Source organism: Paenibacillus sp. NPDC058367 (genome assembly GCF_042723305.1).
In the GTDB taxonomy this organism is placed as follows: domain Bacteria; phylum Bacillota; class Bacilli; order Paenibacillales; family Paenibacillaceae; genus Paenibacillus_AQ.
The window spans coordinates 1683386-1698086 of sequence record NZ_JBHXIZ010000001.1; the positions used below are offsets into that span (position 1 = coordinate 1683386).

The 14701-nt window shown below is 44.2% G+C and carries 14 protein-coding genes and 1 riboswitch; of the genes, 3 read left to right on the forward strand and 11 right to left on the reverse strand.

All coding sequences use genetic code 11. The features are described from left to right. Positions 1–439 precede the first annotated feature (439 nt). Positions 440–1513 (forward strand): M42 family metallopeptidase, encoded by a 1074-nt coding sequence (locus ACFWMP_RS07305; protein ID WP_042185952.1) that lies wholly within the window; start codon positions 440–442, stop codon positions 1511–1513. Between the two features lie 79 nt (positions 1514–1592). On the opposite strand, the gene ACFWMP_RS07310 is transcribed toward ACFWMP_RS07305, so the two are convergent. The 4 genes from ACFWMP_RS07310 to ACFWMP_RS07325 form a co-directional block, all read right to left on the reverse strand. Beyond that, positions 1593–2492, reverse strand: a complete 900-nt coding sequence (locus ACFWMP_RS07310) for an aldo/keto reductase (protein ID WP_379422768.1) — start codon at positions 2490–2492, stop codon at positions 1593–1595. A gap of 134 nt (positions 2493–2626) precedes the next feature. Beyond that, positions 2627–2941: a DMT family transporter gene (locus tag ACFWMP_RS07315; protein WP_042125359.1), complete on the reverse strand. Its 315-nt coding sequence runs from the start codon at positions 2939–2941 to the stop codon at positions 2627–2629. Next, positions 2942–3286, reverse strand: a complete 345-nt coding sequence (locus tag ACFWMP_RS07320; RefSeq protein ID WP_042125357.1) for a DMT family transporter — start codon at positions 3284–3286, stop codon at positions 2942–2944. It abuts the gene before it with no gap. Positions 3287–3372: 86 nt separating this feature from the next. Beyond that, positions 3373–3481, reverse strand: a riboswitch (guanidine-I (ykkC/yxkD leader). A gap of 121 nt (positions 3482–3602) precedes the next feature. Beyond that, positions 3603–7730, reverse strand: coding sequence for an S-layer homology domain-containing protein (locus tag ACFWMP_RS07325; protein ID WP_379422771.1), 4128 nt, complete (start codon positions 7728–7730; stop codon positions 3603–3605). 273 nt (positions 7731–8003) lie between these two features. Between ACFWMP_RS07325 and ACFWMP_RS07330 the strand changes: the two genes are divergently transcribed. Next, positions 8004–8339 carry a hypothetical protein gene (locus tag ACFWMP_RS07330; protein WP_379422773.1) on the forward strand — a complete coding sequence of 112 codons (336 nt, stop codon included), beginning with the start codon at positions 8004–8006 and terminating at the stop codon, positions 8337–8339. Between the two features lie 69 nt (positions 8340–8408). Here the strand turns inward: ACFWMP_RS07330 and ACFWMP_RS07335 are convergent, their stop codons facing one another. The 7 genes from ACFWMP_RS07335 to ACFWMP_RS07365 all read right to left on the reverse strand — a co-directional run bounded on the left by ACFWMP_RS07335 (position 8409) and on the right by ACFWMP_RS07365 (position 14308). Further along, complete coding sequence (locus ACFWMP_RS07335) at positions 8409–8822, reverse strand: HIT family protein (protein WP_379422775.1); 414 nt, start codon at positions 8820–8822, stop codon at positions 8409–8411. 37 nt (positions 8823–8859) lie between these two features. Then, complete coding sequence (locus ACFWMP_RS07340; protein ID WP_379422777.1) at positions 8860–11691, reverse strand: glycoside hydrolase family 3 protein; 2832 nt, start codon at positions 11689–11691, stop codon at positions 8860–8862. 152 nt (positions 11692–11843) lie between these two features. Further along, complete coding sequence (locus tag ACFWMP_RS07345; RefSeq protein WP_379422779.1) at positions 11844–12263, reverse strand: hypothetical protein; 420 nt, start codon at positions 12261–12263, stop codon at positions 11844–11846. Then, the gene (locus ACFWMP_RS07350) at positions 12264–12941 is read right to left on the reverse strand and encodes a winged helix-turn-helix domain-containing protein (protein ID WP_379422781.1); all 678 of its coding nucleotides are present in this window, start codon (positions 12939–12941) and stop codon (positions 12264–12266) included. A gap of 261 nt (positions 12942–13202) precedes the next feature. Next, positions 13203–13547 carry a rhodanese-like domain-containing protein gene (locus ACFWMP_RS07355; RefSeq protein WP_379422783.1) on the reverse strand — a complete coding sequence of 115 codons (345 nt, stop codon included), beginning with the start codon at positions 13545–13547 and terminating at the stop codon, positions 13203–13205. A 17-nt stretch (positions 13548–13564) separates the two neighbouring features. After that, positions 13565–13978: a rhodanese-like domain-containing protein gene (locus ACFWMP_RS07360; protein ID WP_197071272.1), complete on the reverse strand. Its 414-nt coding sequence runs from the start codon at positions 13976–13978 to the stop codon at positions 13565–13567. A gap of 9 nt (positions 13979–13987) precedes the next feature. After that, positions 13988–14308 carry a rhodanese-like domain-containing protein gene (locus tag ACFWMP_RS07365; RefSeq protein WP_076298156.1) on the reverse strand — a complete coding sequence of 107 codons (321 nt, stop codon included), beginning with the start codon at positions 14306–14308 and terminating at the stop codon, positions 13988–13990. A 102-nt stretch (positions 14309–14410) separates the two neighbouring features. On the opposite strand from ACFWMP_RS07365, the gene ACFWMP_RS07370 reads away from it, so the two are divergent. Further along, on the forward strand, positions 14411–14695 hold the full coding sequence (locus tag ACFWMP_RS07370) for an ArsR/SmtB family transcription factor (RefSeq protein WP_379422786.1): 285 nt from the start codon (positions 14411–14413) through the stop codon (positions 14693–14695). Positions 14696–14701: the final 6 nt, after the last annotated feature.

Genomic DNA, 14701 nt, shown 5'->3' on the forward strand with positions numbered 1-14701 from the left:
CCTCCGCTTCGTTATGTCCCTCCAGTTCAGGAAAAATACAGTAACACAACAATCAGCAATAAAAAGAGCACAAAAATAAGTACTGCTTCTCTTTCCCTTGGATTGTGGCGCCAGTATCGTCTGCGCGTTCCGTTTCCTTGTAGGCTCCTACTTGATAATCCTCCCTGCACCCTTCTTGGGGGTACGCTACCCGCTACCCTCATTCATCTTCGCATCCTTTCTAAGGCTCCTGCCACCAAAGCCTCTAATGCATAGTATTCGTGGAGCTCGTGCCCGGTGTTCATTGTCTCTTGTCATGGACAAGTGAGCTCAGAATGTTCATACTAGGTTGCAGGAAGAAATAACGATGTGGTCCATTATGGATAACATCCGTTTCTCGTAGAAATATAAGAATGATGTATAAATGAGTTCTTATATTTTAATAAAGGAGTGAATTCATATGAATCAAGAAACATTGGACATGTTCAAAACACTTACCGAATTTCCCTCAGCCCCAGGATTTGAGCGCGAACTCCGCGCTTACGTCAAGGATGCTATGACTCCTTATACTGAAGAGTTCGTACAGGATCGTCTCGGTAGTTTGTTCGGCGTACTGCGCGGCGAAGAGAACGGGCCAAAGATTATGGTCGCTGGGCATTTTGACGAAGTAGGTTTCATGGTAACTGGAATTACTAACACCGGTATGATCCGTTTTCAACCACTTGGCGGCTGGCTTGCCTCTGCTGTTGCATCGCAGCGCCTACATATCATTACACCTAAAGGAACGCTGACCGGAGTTGTTGGCAGTACGCCTATCCATTTGCTAAGCAACGAAGAACGTGGTAAGACTGGTGAAATCAGCAAAATGTATATTGATATCGGTGCAGACAGCCGTGAAGAAGCAGAAAGCTTTGGCGTTAGACCAGGCCAACAAGTTCTGCCGATTTGTCCTTTTACTCCCCTTGCTAATCCCAAAAAAATCTTGGCGAAAGCTTGGGACAACCGTTACGGCGTAGGTCTCGCCATTGAACTAGTTAAAGCATTGCACGGTAAAAAGCTGCCGAATACCGTTTTCGCTGGTGCCACTGTACAAGAGGAAGTAGGTCTTCGGGGTGCGCGTACTGCGGCTAATCTCCTGTCACCAGACATCTTCTTCGGTCTGGACGCGAGCGCTGCTGCCGATATGACTGGTGACAGTCAGGCATTTGGCCATCTGGGCAAAGGAGCTCTCTTGCGTATTTTTGATCCTACGATGGTTACACATCGCGGTCTGATTGAATATGTACAAGACACAGCGGATACCCACCGGATCAAATATCAGTATTTTGTATCCCAAGGCGGAACAGATGCAGGTCAGGTTCATGTTAGTGGAATTGGCGTTCCTTCCGCAGTAATCGGAATATGCTCCCGCTACATACACACCGCTTCATCAGTGATTCACAGTGATGACTACGATGCTGCTAAAGAGCTTCTGATCAAGCTGGTAGAAGGCCTTGACCGGACTACACTACAGACAATTATTGAGAACAGCTAATCGCACAAGGAATGACAGAAGAAGCCCTCAAACACTTTTACAGTGATTGAGGGCTTCTCTTTATGTGAATAGAACTAATTTAAATCATATCTAGCGGTACTTTCCAAGAAGGTATTGGGAAAGCTTCGTCCAGCTTCCAAATTTCATCGTTACTTAGCGTAATTAAGCCTGCAGCAGCATTCTCAATGACGTGCTTACGAGAAGAAGCTTTTGGGATAGAAATAACATCCTCTTCACGCATCGTCCAAGCTAACATAATCTGAAGCGGTGTTGCCTGATGTGCACTGGCGATTTCCTGAACGACTTCACTCTCGATTACTCCTTTTCGGAGTGAACCAGCTTGAGCAAGCGGTGAGTAAGCCATTACCGGGATCTTGTGACTTCTCTGCCATGGCAGCAGTTCAGTTTCAATTCCTCTGGACCCTAAATGATATAGAATCTGATTGGTTGCACAATGAGTTCCTCCAGCAATACCAAGCAGTTCTTTCATATCGTCGACATCGAAATTGGATACACCCCATCTTGCTATTTTTCCTTGTGAGACTAGTTTCTCCATACCGACAACAGTCTCTTCTAGTGGAATATCTCCCCGCCAATGCAGCAAATAAAGATCCAGATGATCCGTATTCAAGCGTTTCAAGCTTTCTTCACAGCTGCGGATAAGTTGCTCATTCCCGGCATTATGTGGATAGACTTTTGACACCAGGTAAACTTGATCCCGAATGCCTTGGATGGCCTCACCTACTAAAAGCTCCGAACGTCCGTCCCCATACATCTCAGCCGTATCTATTAAATCCATGCCTAGCTCCACGCCTAATCGCAGGGCAGCAATCTCTTCCTCCCTACGGGCATTGTCGTCACCCATATTCCAAGTTCCCTGCCCAATTCTGGGAAGTGACGTTCCATCTGGAAGCAGCATGCGGTTAGATTGGTTCATTCTTGCGATTTCAGCCAAATGTTCGATTGAATCCTTAGTCATATTAAAAATCCCCTTATTGAAGTATTGTATACTTACTTTATACGACCTATAAGAACCTTTCTAAACATCTGAATCGTGTCCAATTTATAACTAATCTCTCTTTTGAAGAGAAAAAGTAAAGAATGAATACCTAACTAAGCTATCAGCTTTAGTCCCACAGCGGCCCCCAGAATCATAATAATACAGACGATCCGGCGCCAGTCTTTGGCCTCTCCATACAATATCATCCCCAGAATCGCTCCGCCGGATGCGCCGATCCCCGTCCATACCGCATAAGCTGTTCCCATCGGCAGACTCTTCATAGCTAAAGACAGAAACAGAAAGCTTGCTCCAAAACCAAGAAAGAGCAGCGCGAACGACAGGAAATTCCGGTGTTTATTCAACCTATTAATCATAGCTACTCCAAACATTTCAAATAAACCAGCAACGACCAGAAATACCCATGCCATTTAAGACTCCCCCTTTACTTCGGCTTCTTTGGTCACCATTTTCAATCCTATAACGCCTGCCAGCAAAATAACCACTAGAACCAGCTTCATCAACTTGAACGGTTCTCCGAATAAAACCATGTCTGCTACTACTGTCCCTGCAGTTCCTAGACCAACAAACACGGAATATACCGTGCCGACCGGCAATTTGGTACTCGCTGAAATCATCACATAGAAGCTTATTATTATAGCTACCACAGTTATCAGCCACTCCCACATCGTGGAGGCATGTTTTAAGCCGATGACCCACATGACCTCGAAAACAGCTGCACCAACTACCTTTAACCACTCTGAATTGTTCTTCATTCCAAACCCTCCTTCAATTCACTAACTTTATAATTGCCCACGAAACAAACAAATAAGCCCGGAAGGTCATCGTCATTTATAACGATACCTCCCGGGCTTTTATCCCTCCGTGTAGACACGAACGATGCTGTTCGTGCGTTTTCCCTCGGACCAGACCAGCTGTGCACCAACTGCGGAACCCTAGAAAACAATAACTATTAAGTTACATCGTATGGTAGCAAATCGGGGTGATAAAATCAACCTTTTCTAAATAAAAGTTTGACAACAATTCTGAAATAGGCGTGAACCAGTCGATCCACAATCCCCCTGCATCTTACTAAGCGTTTGTAAGTTTAAGGATCTTCATCAATTGGAACAATAGCATTGCACTCTCTTGGCGCTCAGTTTTTTTACCCAACTGGAATTGGAACGGACCGTCCGTCGGCAGAATTCCATTATCCAAAGCAATAACATAATAAGGTTTTACCCAATCCGGCAACTTAATAGGAAGTGCTGTCGAAGAGGTTTTATTAACAGTTGTGTTCATTTCGCCATATTTCAAGGCGTTGACAAGCATAACAATCATCTCTTGATGCGTAATTTCTTGATTCGGGCGGAATGTTCCATCTGTAAAACCGTTTATCAGACCAGCATCGATGGCAGCATTGACCTGAGATACATACCAAGCACCTTCCTTAACATCCTTAAAACTTCTAGAAGCCTCCAGCTTCGGTAAAATACCTAAAGCACGATTTAGCATGGTGGCAAACTCAGCACGCGTGACAACAGATTCCGCCTTAAAACTTCCATCAGAATAGCCATTGATCACGCTTCGGTTCGCTAAGGCTAAGATACTGTTTTTAAACGGATTGCTGTTATTCAGATCATTAAATTGTGTATGGTTTTGAACTACAGTATATACAGAGTTCCCTTTACGTTTCATTGTGACCTGCAAAACTCCATCCTTCCATTCCCAGATGGTCGGAACCGGAACGTAAGTCCGTGTGACCGAATCATAGGTCAGGCCAGTATAAACAGCGTTAGCATCTTGGGCTACGTTAAAATTCATCACATGACCGACATAACTTGAGAAATTGGAAAGAATACGATCCTGACCACTTCCAATCAATTTAACTTCATACTCCACAGGTCCTCCCAGCGTAACACTGGCAGAGCCACTCAGTTGAGTAGTCAATTTGGCCTTGTAGTCACTTGCTGCTTGCGCAATCGTAATGATAACACTCTGCCCCGAACCACTGTTCCCGGAAACTGCCAAGAACAAGGAATTTACAGGGAGCTGAATCTTGCCCGATGATGATTCCAGAATAAGTACAGCATCCTTAGAGTTATTATTAATACTTGTTAATAAACTTAAATCTATCTGAAATTGACTGCTTTGAGTTGGCGTTTTTTCATCAGCCTTGATAATGATTACTGGATTTTTCTTGAATTCAGGATCATTTATTGTCTTTGAAATAAACGCTGTTGCCACTTCTGTCATAGATGACTTGGTTCCATCTGTGTTTTCTTTGATTGTGGTTACTACCTTGGCACTGTCAGTAGGGACAGCACCCGTGCTGCCACCGCCACCAGTTCCTCCGCCACCACCAGCTCCACCGCCGCCAGTTCCACCACCACCATTTCCACCACCACCATTTCCACCGCCGTCAGTACCACCGCCGCCGGTTCCATTGCCGCCGCTATCATTTGTAATAGGAGGTACAACGACTAAAGTCCCCATACTTTCAATTTTCTTGGCTGATTGCCGGGTTATAAGGAGTTTCTCCCCCGGATTTCCAACGTTACTTATAGTAATCGTAATTGCGGTTTTGTTTGGATCAACGATCCCGTAACCAAGTAAACGGGTTAGTCGCTCATTGTAAACACGAACGATATCTCCGGCGACCAGGTTATTCACAACGATGTTATCCGCTTGCACCTGGTATTTGTGTATAGTAATGGACGATACCAAGATATCTGGTGTGACTTTATCTTCAAGAATTGATCTGCTATAGAATGGTGATATGAAATCATCATTTTCCATGAAAATGCCGATTGCTAAAGCTTCCACCGGCACATTTCTTTCAGAAATAGTAAGGGAGTAACTCTTTTGCCCACCATTTACTACTGCGATGGCATCTCCAAGCTCACCTTCTTCATTGATAAAGAATAAGGAATAGCGGACACCTGGTAATTCAGCGATTCCAGATTTCCATGTCACTGTACCCGAAAATTTATTGATGTCCGGATTCGTATCTGTGACTGAAAAGTCCACAGGCAGATAACTCGGCGCATCATAGATTGGAGCCGTTGTATGAACATCAAGTGTTCTTTCACTTCCATAATCTACAAAACGAACAACCGGGTATACCCCAATACTTACCGCTCCTGCGGGCAGAGTCGAATGGGATATTTCATAAACAAGGAGTGAATCTGTCGATAATTCTGTCTTCTTATAGATACCAATCTGCTTAAGTTTATTTCCATTCTGATCAAGATAATAGGCGGTATAATTCGTAATACCATCTTGGTTAGCAGGAGGTTCAAAAGATAAATAACCGTCAATCGCGCCAAGTGTCAAGTTTTCGTCCACGAAGATGGCATTAGAAGGCTGACGCCCCTCATTCATTATCGCCTGCATCTCTTGAAGGTTATTGAATTTATATAACCTACCTGCATCGGATACAAAAATAGTATGATCCGCATCAACATATGTGTGCTGGTTGAACATTAACAAATCATACAGTTTGGTAAAGCTGTCTCTGTCGTAGACGGCGCTGTTACTGAATACGAGGCTGCCGCGCGCGTAGATAATTTGCTCCGCATAGGTCCCGTACAGGGTAGACGTTTGATTCGCATCCATTCTACGGTTCCCAAAGTACAGACTACCTTCATCGAGAAAGAGCTTTGCATCATAAGAACCACTTTGTACGTCTTTTCTCTCTATCACATCAAAATTATCAGAGTTGTATTTATAGAGGGAGAAGGTATCTCCACCATACAAAATATGTTGATCCGGGAGAAGCAAATAGGTGCTGGAGCGATTGATCCCAGTTTCCTTTTCATATACCGTATCTGTAACCGAGGTATAGACTGCCGAGGTTACGCTGATACCGCCTCCAAATGTCCCGCCGTAATATAAAATTCGATTATTGTTATCAGGATAGACATCAAGCGGATAGTGCTTAGTGGTAATTTTACTGACAGCAGCATCTGATGGAATACCATTTTGCAGATCCATAATATTGATATTGTTTTCACCTTTAAAGAGGATATAGAGCTTATTATTAAGTATTTTGATCTTACTCGGGTTGGAACCAATGAACATCTTCTTTACATCTCTCATATCTGCCTTACTGATAGTGACAAGCTCATTAGTGCTTGCCATAATAGCATAGATATAAGGAGAATTATCCGTAGTAGTCCAATCCGTAATCGCTTGATTGCTTCGAATGGAATAAGCATCTGTCGTTAACAGCGAAGTGGGTCTAGACGGGATGGTAAGTCCAATTCGGGTAATACTTTTGGCATTATCGAACCAGTTCGATTCACCTGCCAGATAAGCTTGACCGTTCGAGTCGAGCAAAGCAAATCTTTTGTCGGAAGGGAATAACGCCAATGGAGTATAGGTCTCCTTATCGTATACCCCTTGCGTAGTAAGAACATATGTATCTGATACATCCAATATAACAGCTTCGAGATAGGTGTAATCGCCATTCGTTCTCGAGTAGGTACCCGTGGTCTCTATCAAATTCCTTTTATTGAACTGATGCCCACCAAAATATACGGATTGATCATCCACAAAAATATGCTGAAGCGATATGGAATTTCCTCCAATCTCCATATCGTCGTCAATATCCTGGCTCAGCACGGCACCGGTCTTAATATCTACAGCCGTTATTCCGGCATACGAGGATATTTCACCGACAAACAGCATATTGGAGGACTCATCAACTGCCAGAGCCACACCGTTATATAAAAAGTTTCGGAATAATAGACTGTTCGACTGATTGGACTTGTCATATTTATAAACCCCATTACTAGTACCATAGAAAAGATATTTGGAAGTAGCAGCGACTGAGTTGGGGATTCCAGTTGTGATTATCGTGTTCGAGATTTGTTGAGTGGACAAGTCTACTGTCTTGATCATCGTCGCTCCGGAAAGCGCGATCTGCAGAGATTGCCCATCCCTTGCAAGATAAGACGGGTTCGAGCCCACATTGAGCGTCTTCTCAATCTTAAGATCACTAAGCCGAATAAAATAAAGATTATTCTCCGCGCTGGAGATGGCATAAATATAGCCAGCTTCTTCATCCATTACCCAGTCTGTCAAATTAGCCGGAAGCGAAAGTTCTAAAGGCACCGCTGAGGAATCTGCACTGGCTGTGGGAACCCCAACCCCCAGTGAGTTAATCAGTAAAATAAATAATAAAAGTAAAATGAAATAATTCTTCCCCTTTTTCATGTGCGGCGCCCCTTGTATTTTTTTGTAATTCTAGCAATTTTGATCATACTATAGAATACCAATATTTTCTACTTGGATTTAAAGCTACTGCCCTCTCGACACAACGCTACACATAGACAGCACAATTCATGTTCAAGGATTGAACTGCAAAGAAACCAAGTTTCTGTTCAAAACAGCTAGCCGCTTATATTCTTTTTCACAATCCATTTATTCAATATTATGGTACAATTTAAGAGAATACAGCTTATAATGAACAACTAGGAGGGCGATCTAATGGTCTTTGGGATACTGTTTATTGGAGTCGTTGTATTTATAATCATACAGTCCATAGTTAGTAATGGTTCAAGCTCGAACAGTAACAGATTTGAGAGAAATAGACGAGATGACACCGCCCGCATGTCTTTTATGGCAGCTAGCCATCCAGATCTGCTGGATCCAAATAACCCGAATCATTCTAATCACCAATATCACCATCAACACCATCACGGGAGCGACTCCCATCACCATTCTGGACATGACAACGGTCATAGCTGGGGCGGGGATAGCGGGCACAGCAGCGGGGGAGATTTCGGTGGCGGAGATGCTGGTGGCGGTGGCGGATGTGATTAGAGCGTTACTCTATAACAAAAGGAAAAGGGCATCCCTGATATTGCTTCAGGAATGCCCTTTTTATGTTTATTACTTTTTTAAAACACCAATAATCTTTGCTTGCGTGTGACTTAAAAAATTCTCAGCACCGTGCGGGTGTAGTGGTTCACTCAAAACAAATCCGTCTCCTTCGTATCTAGGGATGAGGTGCATATGGTAATGGGTCAGGTCGTTAAACTTCCCTCCATTTTGGCATATGCTTATGCCATCTGGTTTGAATAGATCCTTCAAGACGATTGACAGCTTCTTTGATGCGTCCATTATCGCATAGGAAGTCTCTGAATCGATTTCTTCGAGATCCCAATAATGCTTTTTAGGAAGGATCAGGAGATGTCCTTCGTTAAACGGAGCGATATCTAGCACACAAGTAATAAATTCTTTCTCATATACTACTTTTACGTTAGGCTCAATTCCGTTAGCAATCCGACACCCCAAACACTCCATATAGCACACTCCATCCCATAATCAAAGGTCATCTCTATTATTGATTAAATTGAAACCGGCTGAGAAGCACCTCACCGTTAAAAACTACATAAACATCGCTAGTACCCGTCTCCACGGATACTTCGCCTTTCAATGTGCTCCACTGTTGCAGAACTCCACCAGAAGGGACGGTCACGGTTCCAACCAGTTTCCCAGCTGCGCTTCCGGTTCTGATCTCAATGCTGCCACCTTTTGCAGAGGAGACCTGAGCTTCAATTGCTACTGCTCCATGATCGAACAATACGTCATTAAAAGCGATCCAAGCGCCCTCTTTTACCGGATGTACCGAAGCCCCGCCTGCTTTGCATTCGTCCAGATATACGCCTTCGTAGTCATCATAGTTCTCTGCTTTGGTGTTGTTATATAAATTACGGGAAGGAATGATGTCCCCTTTCACCGTTACTACTGAAGATAATTTAATATCAGCAGAAGAACGGCCGATCAGAATTGCGTATTCTCCATTTTCGACGCAATATTGTTCGCGTGTAACATCCCAGAATGCTAACTCTGAAACTGGTAATGCAAACTCTATAGTATTCGATTGACCTGCGGCGATGCTCACTTTTCCAAAACCCTTCAACTGTTTAATCGGACGTTTGACCCGGGAATTCAAAGCTTGCACATATAACTGAACAACCTCGTCCCCATCAGCTGCTCCAGTATTATCCACTTGAACGGAAATGTTAAGCGTATCGTCTTGCTGCAGTTCCTTTGTGCTCAAATTTAGATTCTTGTAATTCACTTCAGCATAACTTAGGCCGTGACCAAAAGGATACAATGGCTTACCGTCAAAGTACATATAGGTTCTTTTACCTTTGATAATATCATAATCCATCAGCTCAGGCAGCTGCTCCACAGAACGGAACCAAGTCATATTCAGCTTACCAGAAGGACTGTAATCTCCGAACAACACTTCTGCAACCGCATTACCAAGCTCTTGTCCACTGTGGGATGTATACAATACTGCCGGGATATTCTCGTCAATCCAAGTGGAAGAAATCGGATAACTGCCGACAATAACTACCACTGTATTTGGATTCGCTTCATAGACTGCTTTGACCAGGCGCTCCTGCTCCTCCGGAAGTACAATATCAGGTCTGTCGATTTCTTCTTTTCCGTTAAGGAGTGGATGATTACCGACAAAAACCACTGCTACTTCAGCTGCTTTGGCAGCTTCTACCGCAGCGTCCAGTCCGTTTGTAACGATGTTCTTTTTGAAAAGACGAGCGTCCGCACTTGCGACCTGATCAGCAACCTGCAGCGTGCCATCCTCAGCATTCACAGAGATCAATTTGTCATTCCAAGTCCGCAAAGAGACTTTACCCTCAGCTTCCGGGACGATGTTCAAGGATTCTTTTACAAACCATCCGTAGATTTCATCAGCAGATGCTGTAAGTGTCTCCGCTTCGCTTAAAGTTACATACTGTCCACGACTTGTCGCCTTCAGAGTATTGCTAGTCCAGCCCCAAGCGGTATGTTGGAACAATTCTCCGTGCTCTGCTATGTCATGTTGTACAGCCAGTCTTCCGTCCTCACCCGTGATTCCGATGGCTTGGCCGTTTGCAGCTGAAGTAAGAATAATCTGATCTGCGCCGCTCTCAAAAGTAACTTGTTTACCAGGCAGTTTCTTACTAACACCTTGCAGTGGAGTCACTCCATAAGGTAATGTGCCGGAATACCAGTCTCTGAAAGCTTCATCGCCAAGTGGACCAATAATCGCCACTTTGTTTAATTCAGTCTTGCTCAGTGGCAATGTTGCCTGATCATTCTTCAGCAGCACAATGGATTGTTTGGCAGCTTCCAAGGAAAGTGCGGCATGTTTTTTGCTAAGAATTACGGAATCGTCGATTGCTGTGTATGGATTACCTTCAGCGGGATCAAACTCTCCCAGACGGAAACGAACTCTAAATGTGTTAGTTAGTGCACGATCCAGATCTTCCTCTGCCAGTAGGCCTTGGTCTAGTGCTTCATGAAGAACCTTGATCGTCTCTTCAGTTTCTTCTGTTACGCTGTCAATACCGTTTTTGATAGATTCCGCCATCGACTGTGCAAAAGATTCATAATACTTATGATCCTTCACAATCCCGAATAAATCACCAGCATCACTAACGATAAAACCGTCCATGTCCCATTCGCCTTTGACAACATCCATGACTGCCGGATGAAGAATAACAGGCACGCCATTCACCGAGTTATAGGCGGTCATCATAGACTGTGCGCCACCTTCTTGAAAAGCAGGCTTGAATGCTTCCAGATAATACTCACGCATATTTCTCGGATCGATGCTGGCGGAACAATTTCCGCGTTCGATCTCGTTGTTGTTCCCTAGGAAGTGTTTAAGCGTTGCGACCGCTTTCAAATACACCGGGTGATCGCCTTGGATTCCTTGCACAAGTGATGTGCTCAGTTGTCCAGTTAACTCTGGATCTTCACCGTAGGCTTCTTCCGTTCTACCCCATCGTGGGTCACGCTCCATATCCACCGTTGGTGCCCATAACGTCAGGCCATTCACCGTTGGATTCTTTTTGTAAAATGCTCTTGCTTCATCTCCAATGGCCGAGCCGATTTCCTTCATTAGCTCTGGATTCCAAGTACAAGCCAGTCCGCTTGGCTGAGGAAAAGAGGTCGCTTTTCCAAGCCAGGAGATTCCGTGCGCCGCTTCTGTACCATGCTTATAGGCTCCAACGCCCAAACGCTCTATGGCCGCTTGATACTGGGGGATCAGGCTTACTTTTTCATCAAGCGTTAATCTGGAGATCAAATCCTGCACTCGGTCATTTAAGGGTAAATCAATCTGTTGAAATGGATATTTAGATGTCACTGTTTCCATTATAATCGCTCCTTCGATTCAAGTTGATAGCGGTTTCATATGTTCTCGAGGTAGTTGTCTGTGTCTAACACAAATCTGGTCTATCAACATAATCATAGAAGATTAGCTCGATAAGTAACACCTTAACAATCTAAGTGAAAATCAGGTCAAAATTAGAGGTTTATCGTATGCTTCGCTCGCCCGTCTCCCTTGGTGAAGTGAGATGCGGATGATAACGGGACGAGGTGGATTGGAGAGGGCTGATCTGGGGTATTTTTACCCCTCTTTCGCTCAATTTCCGTCTCACGGCACCATTCTACGGGATTTATACCGTTCTTTTGCCCATTTTCCGTCTCACGACACCATTCTACGGGATTTATACCGTTCTTTTGCTCAATTTCCGTCTCACGGCACCATTCTACGGGATTTATACCTTTCTTTTGCTCGTTTTCCGTCTCACGGCACCATTCTACGGGATTTATACCGTTCTTTTGCCCATTTTCCTCATCACGACCCCATTCTACGGGATTTATACCGTTCTTTTGCTCGTTTTCCGCCCCACGGTACCATTCTACGGGATTTATACCGTTCATTCACCACATATGAAAATCACTAAAAGAATGAACATATTCATAACGACAAACTCTACCGCTTGCCTGGGAAACTACCGGATTGAACCTTCCTTTTTCAGAGAGAGACTTCATATACTTCCTAGCCGTCCTAAGATCAATCCCAAGCTCCCTCACCAAATCAACCGGACGAATGCACCCATTCGTGCGAACCGCAATCCGCAAAATATCACGCTCCAGTCGGCAAAACTCCCCCTGCTCCTCCATCTTCACAGCGAGGTAAGGCATCAGCAATGGTCTTAACAAAGTAATCGTAAGTTCAGGATTCGCATCCAGATCATCATAAGGAATCGCCACGACCCGATAACCCGCGATTTGCAGATAAGTCTCTCGATTCAGCTCCTGCCTGTAGCGTGTTCGGTCTGTATTTTGCACATGTGGGCCGTAGCCTTTAACTTCAAACGCAAACTTAACCTGGCCAGGCTTCCACACAAAATCAACAAAGTAGGGCTTACTACGCCAATCCAACACTTCATATTCAGGATGAAGGTCATTGAAATGCCCCATCATAGGCCACCATACCTTCTCCAAAAACATCCCCTCACCATGGCCATGTCCACGCTCCAATCTCCCCCGCCGTTCTCCCGTTCTTCTACTAATATGATCCTCTACCCACTTACGATGCTCCTCCGTAAATCCCATACGTCACCCTCCTTCTTGGCATAAAAAAATCCCGCACCCAATATGGGTACGGGACGTGCTTCGTCCTATTACTCAAAAGTATAGTGTTCGCTTTCTGATGCTGTCAATAAACACTCTACATTCAATGGTAGATCCAGCAAAATTTAACTTATCGATCAAAAAAGCTAGTTGGTTTAAGTACGTTGCGTTAAAGCAAAGCCAGCTTTAGTAAGCTCATTTGGAGTTAGCTCTATTAGAGTTTGTTCAGAGGAATTAGTTCAGTTACCGTCGACTCAACTTCCCATCCCAGCTACTTACCCCGCCCTGCAGATGTGCAAGCCGAGTATACCCCTGCTTACTCAGAATCCGCGCTGCACTTTTGCTTCGCATACCGCTGCGGCAGTAGAGCAATACATCCCGATCCTTAGGGATTTCACCGAGCCGCTTTTCCAACTGAGACAGCGGGATGTTTTTCGCCCCCGGAATAAATCCACTCTTGTATTCATCCGGTTCGCGGACATCGATCAGCAGCCTATTTTTGGATTGCTCCATTTCGCTCCGAAACTCTGACACCTTCAACGTTCTTACACTTACACTTGCGCTTTTACCAAATCCGAGACGGGACATTAATGAGCTTAAATCCATTATCCTTCACAACAACCTTTCACCGAAATGTCGGAGAGTGTTCTTTTACTTCCTAAAAAATCACCATTTACCGCATATAACTTTCGAAAGCCCTGTTTATACAGAATTCTCGCAGCTTTGTTTCTTTTATAGTAACTATCAGCAAGGATTAGAACCGAATCGTCAGTAGATAGACAATGTTGCCAGACATAGGCTAACCGCCCGATCGATATATTTATCGAGCCACGGATACTATCCTTCTCATAATCTACGGCATCTCTAACATCGAGCATTTTCATGTCCAGTGATTGATCTGCTAATTCGCGAACGTCACGGGCTTCTACATAGGAGAGTGAACGGACTGGCCAAGCGGAACGTAAGAACCTTACTATACTAAAAGCAATTACTATACTCAGTAGGATCCTAAACATCATGTTCATCTATTACCCCCGTACCAAAAAATCATCCGTCCAAGCGCTTAATCCACCCGTCATGTTCACAACGTTATAACCCTTTTCGCTCAGCAGCTCACAAGCCAATCCGCTTCGACCACCACTTAAGCACATTACAATCATCTCTCCATTAGGATCTAGTTCATCTATACGCATTAACAGCTGCCCAAGCGGAATATGCTTCGCACCGATCACATGTCCCTCCACCCATTCGGCGGGTTCGCGTACATCCAGCAGCGTAGGAGCCTCTCCATTCTTCAGACGTTCCGCCACTTGCTGAGGGGTAATTTCCTTTGAAATTTTAAAAGACATCGAGCATCTCTCCTTCTCTTTTTTTAAAAATAACTTGATTTTAATATCACTATATCATAATATTACGATATAAGGATATTGTAAAGCGAGGAGTTCATAACCATGGACAAAAATTTCAAAGCCTATAATCAAACCGCCGAAACCCTAAAGGCTATCGCTCATCCCGTTCGCTTGTGCATCATTAAAGGTCTGCTTGAAAAAGGCAGCTGCAACGTTAGCTTCATGCAGGACTGTCTCGACCTTCCACAATCTACGGTATCCCAGCATTTGCAGAAGCTTAGAGCTCTAGGCATTGTCGAAACCGAACGTAAAGGACTGGAAATTAACTATTCTGTTAAAGACGAGAAAATCAAACATCTAATTCAGCTATTTTTAGGGGAGGAATAAATCATC

Coding starts and splice junctions, on each gene's coding strand:
- ACFWMP_RS07365 (WP_076298156.1), bottom strand. CDS start 14,308: ATGTCTTTTAAAATTTCAAAGGAAATTACCCCTCAGCAAGTGGCGGAA.
- ACFWMP_RS07325 (WP_379422771.1), bottom strand. CDS start 7,730: ATGAAAAAGGGGAAGAATTATTTCATTTTACTTTTATTATTTATTTTA.
- ACFWMP_RS07315 (WP_042125359.1), bottom strand. CDS start 2,941: ATGGCATGGGTATTTCTGGTCGTTGCTGGTTTATTTGAAATGTTTGGA.
- ACFWMP_RS07360 (WP_197071272.1), bottom strand. CDS start 13,978: ATGATGTTTAGGATCCTACTGAGTATAGTAATTGCTTTTAGTATAGTA.
- ACFWMP_RS07330 (WP_379422773.1), top strand. CDS start 8,004: ATGGTCTTTGGGATACTGTTTATTGGAGTCGTTGTATTTATAATCATA.
- ACFWMP_RS07310 (WP_379422768.1), bottom strand. CDS start 2,492: ATGACTAAGGATTCAATCGAACATTTGGCTGAAATCGCAAGAATGAAC.
- ACFWMP_RS07320 (WP_042125357.1), bottom strand. CDS start 3,286: ATGAAGAACAATTCAGAGTGGTTAAAGGTAGTTGGTGCAGCTGTTTTC.
- ACFWMP_RS07355 (WP_379422783.1), bottom strand. CDS start 13,547: ATGTCCCGTCTCGGATTTGGTAAAAGCGCAAGTGTAAGTGTAAGAACG.
- ACFWMP_RS07345 (WP_379422779.1), bottom strand. CDS start 12,263: ATGAACGGTATAAATCCCGTAGAATGGTACCGTGGGGCGGAAAACGAG.
- ACFWMP_RS07335 (WP_379422775.1), bottom strand. CDS start 8,822: ATGGAGTGTTTGGGGTGTCGGATTGCTAACGGAATTGAGCCTAACGTA.
- ACFWMP_RS07350 (WP_379422781.1), bottom strand. CDS start 12,941: ATGGGATTTACGGAGGAGCATCGTAAGTGGGTAGAGGATCATATTAGT.
- ACFWMP_RS07340 (WP_379422777.1), bottom strand. CDS start 11,691: ATGGAAACAGTGACATCTAAATATCCATTTCAACAGATTGATTTACCC.
- ACFWMP_RS07305 (WP_042185952.1), top strand. CDS start 440: ATGAATCAAGAAACATTGGACATGTTCAAAACACTTACCGAATTTCCC.
- ACFWMP_RS07370 (WP_379422786.1), top strand. CDS start 14,411: ATGGACAAAAATTTCAAAGCCTATAATCAAACCGCCGAAACCCTAAAG.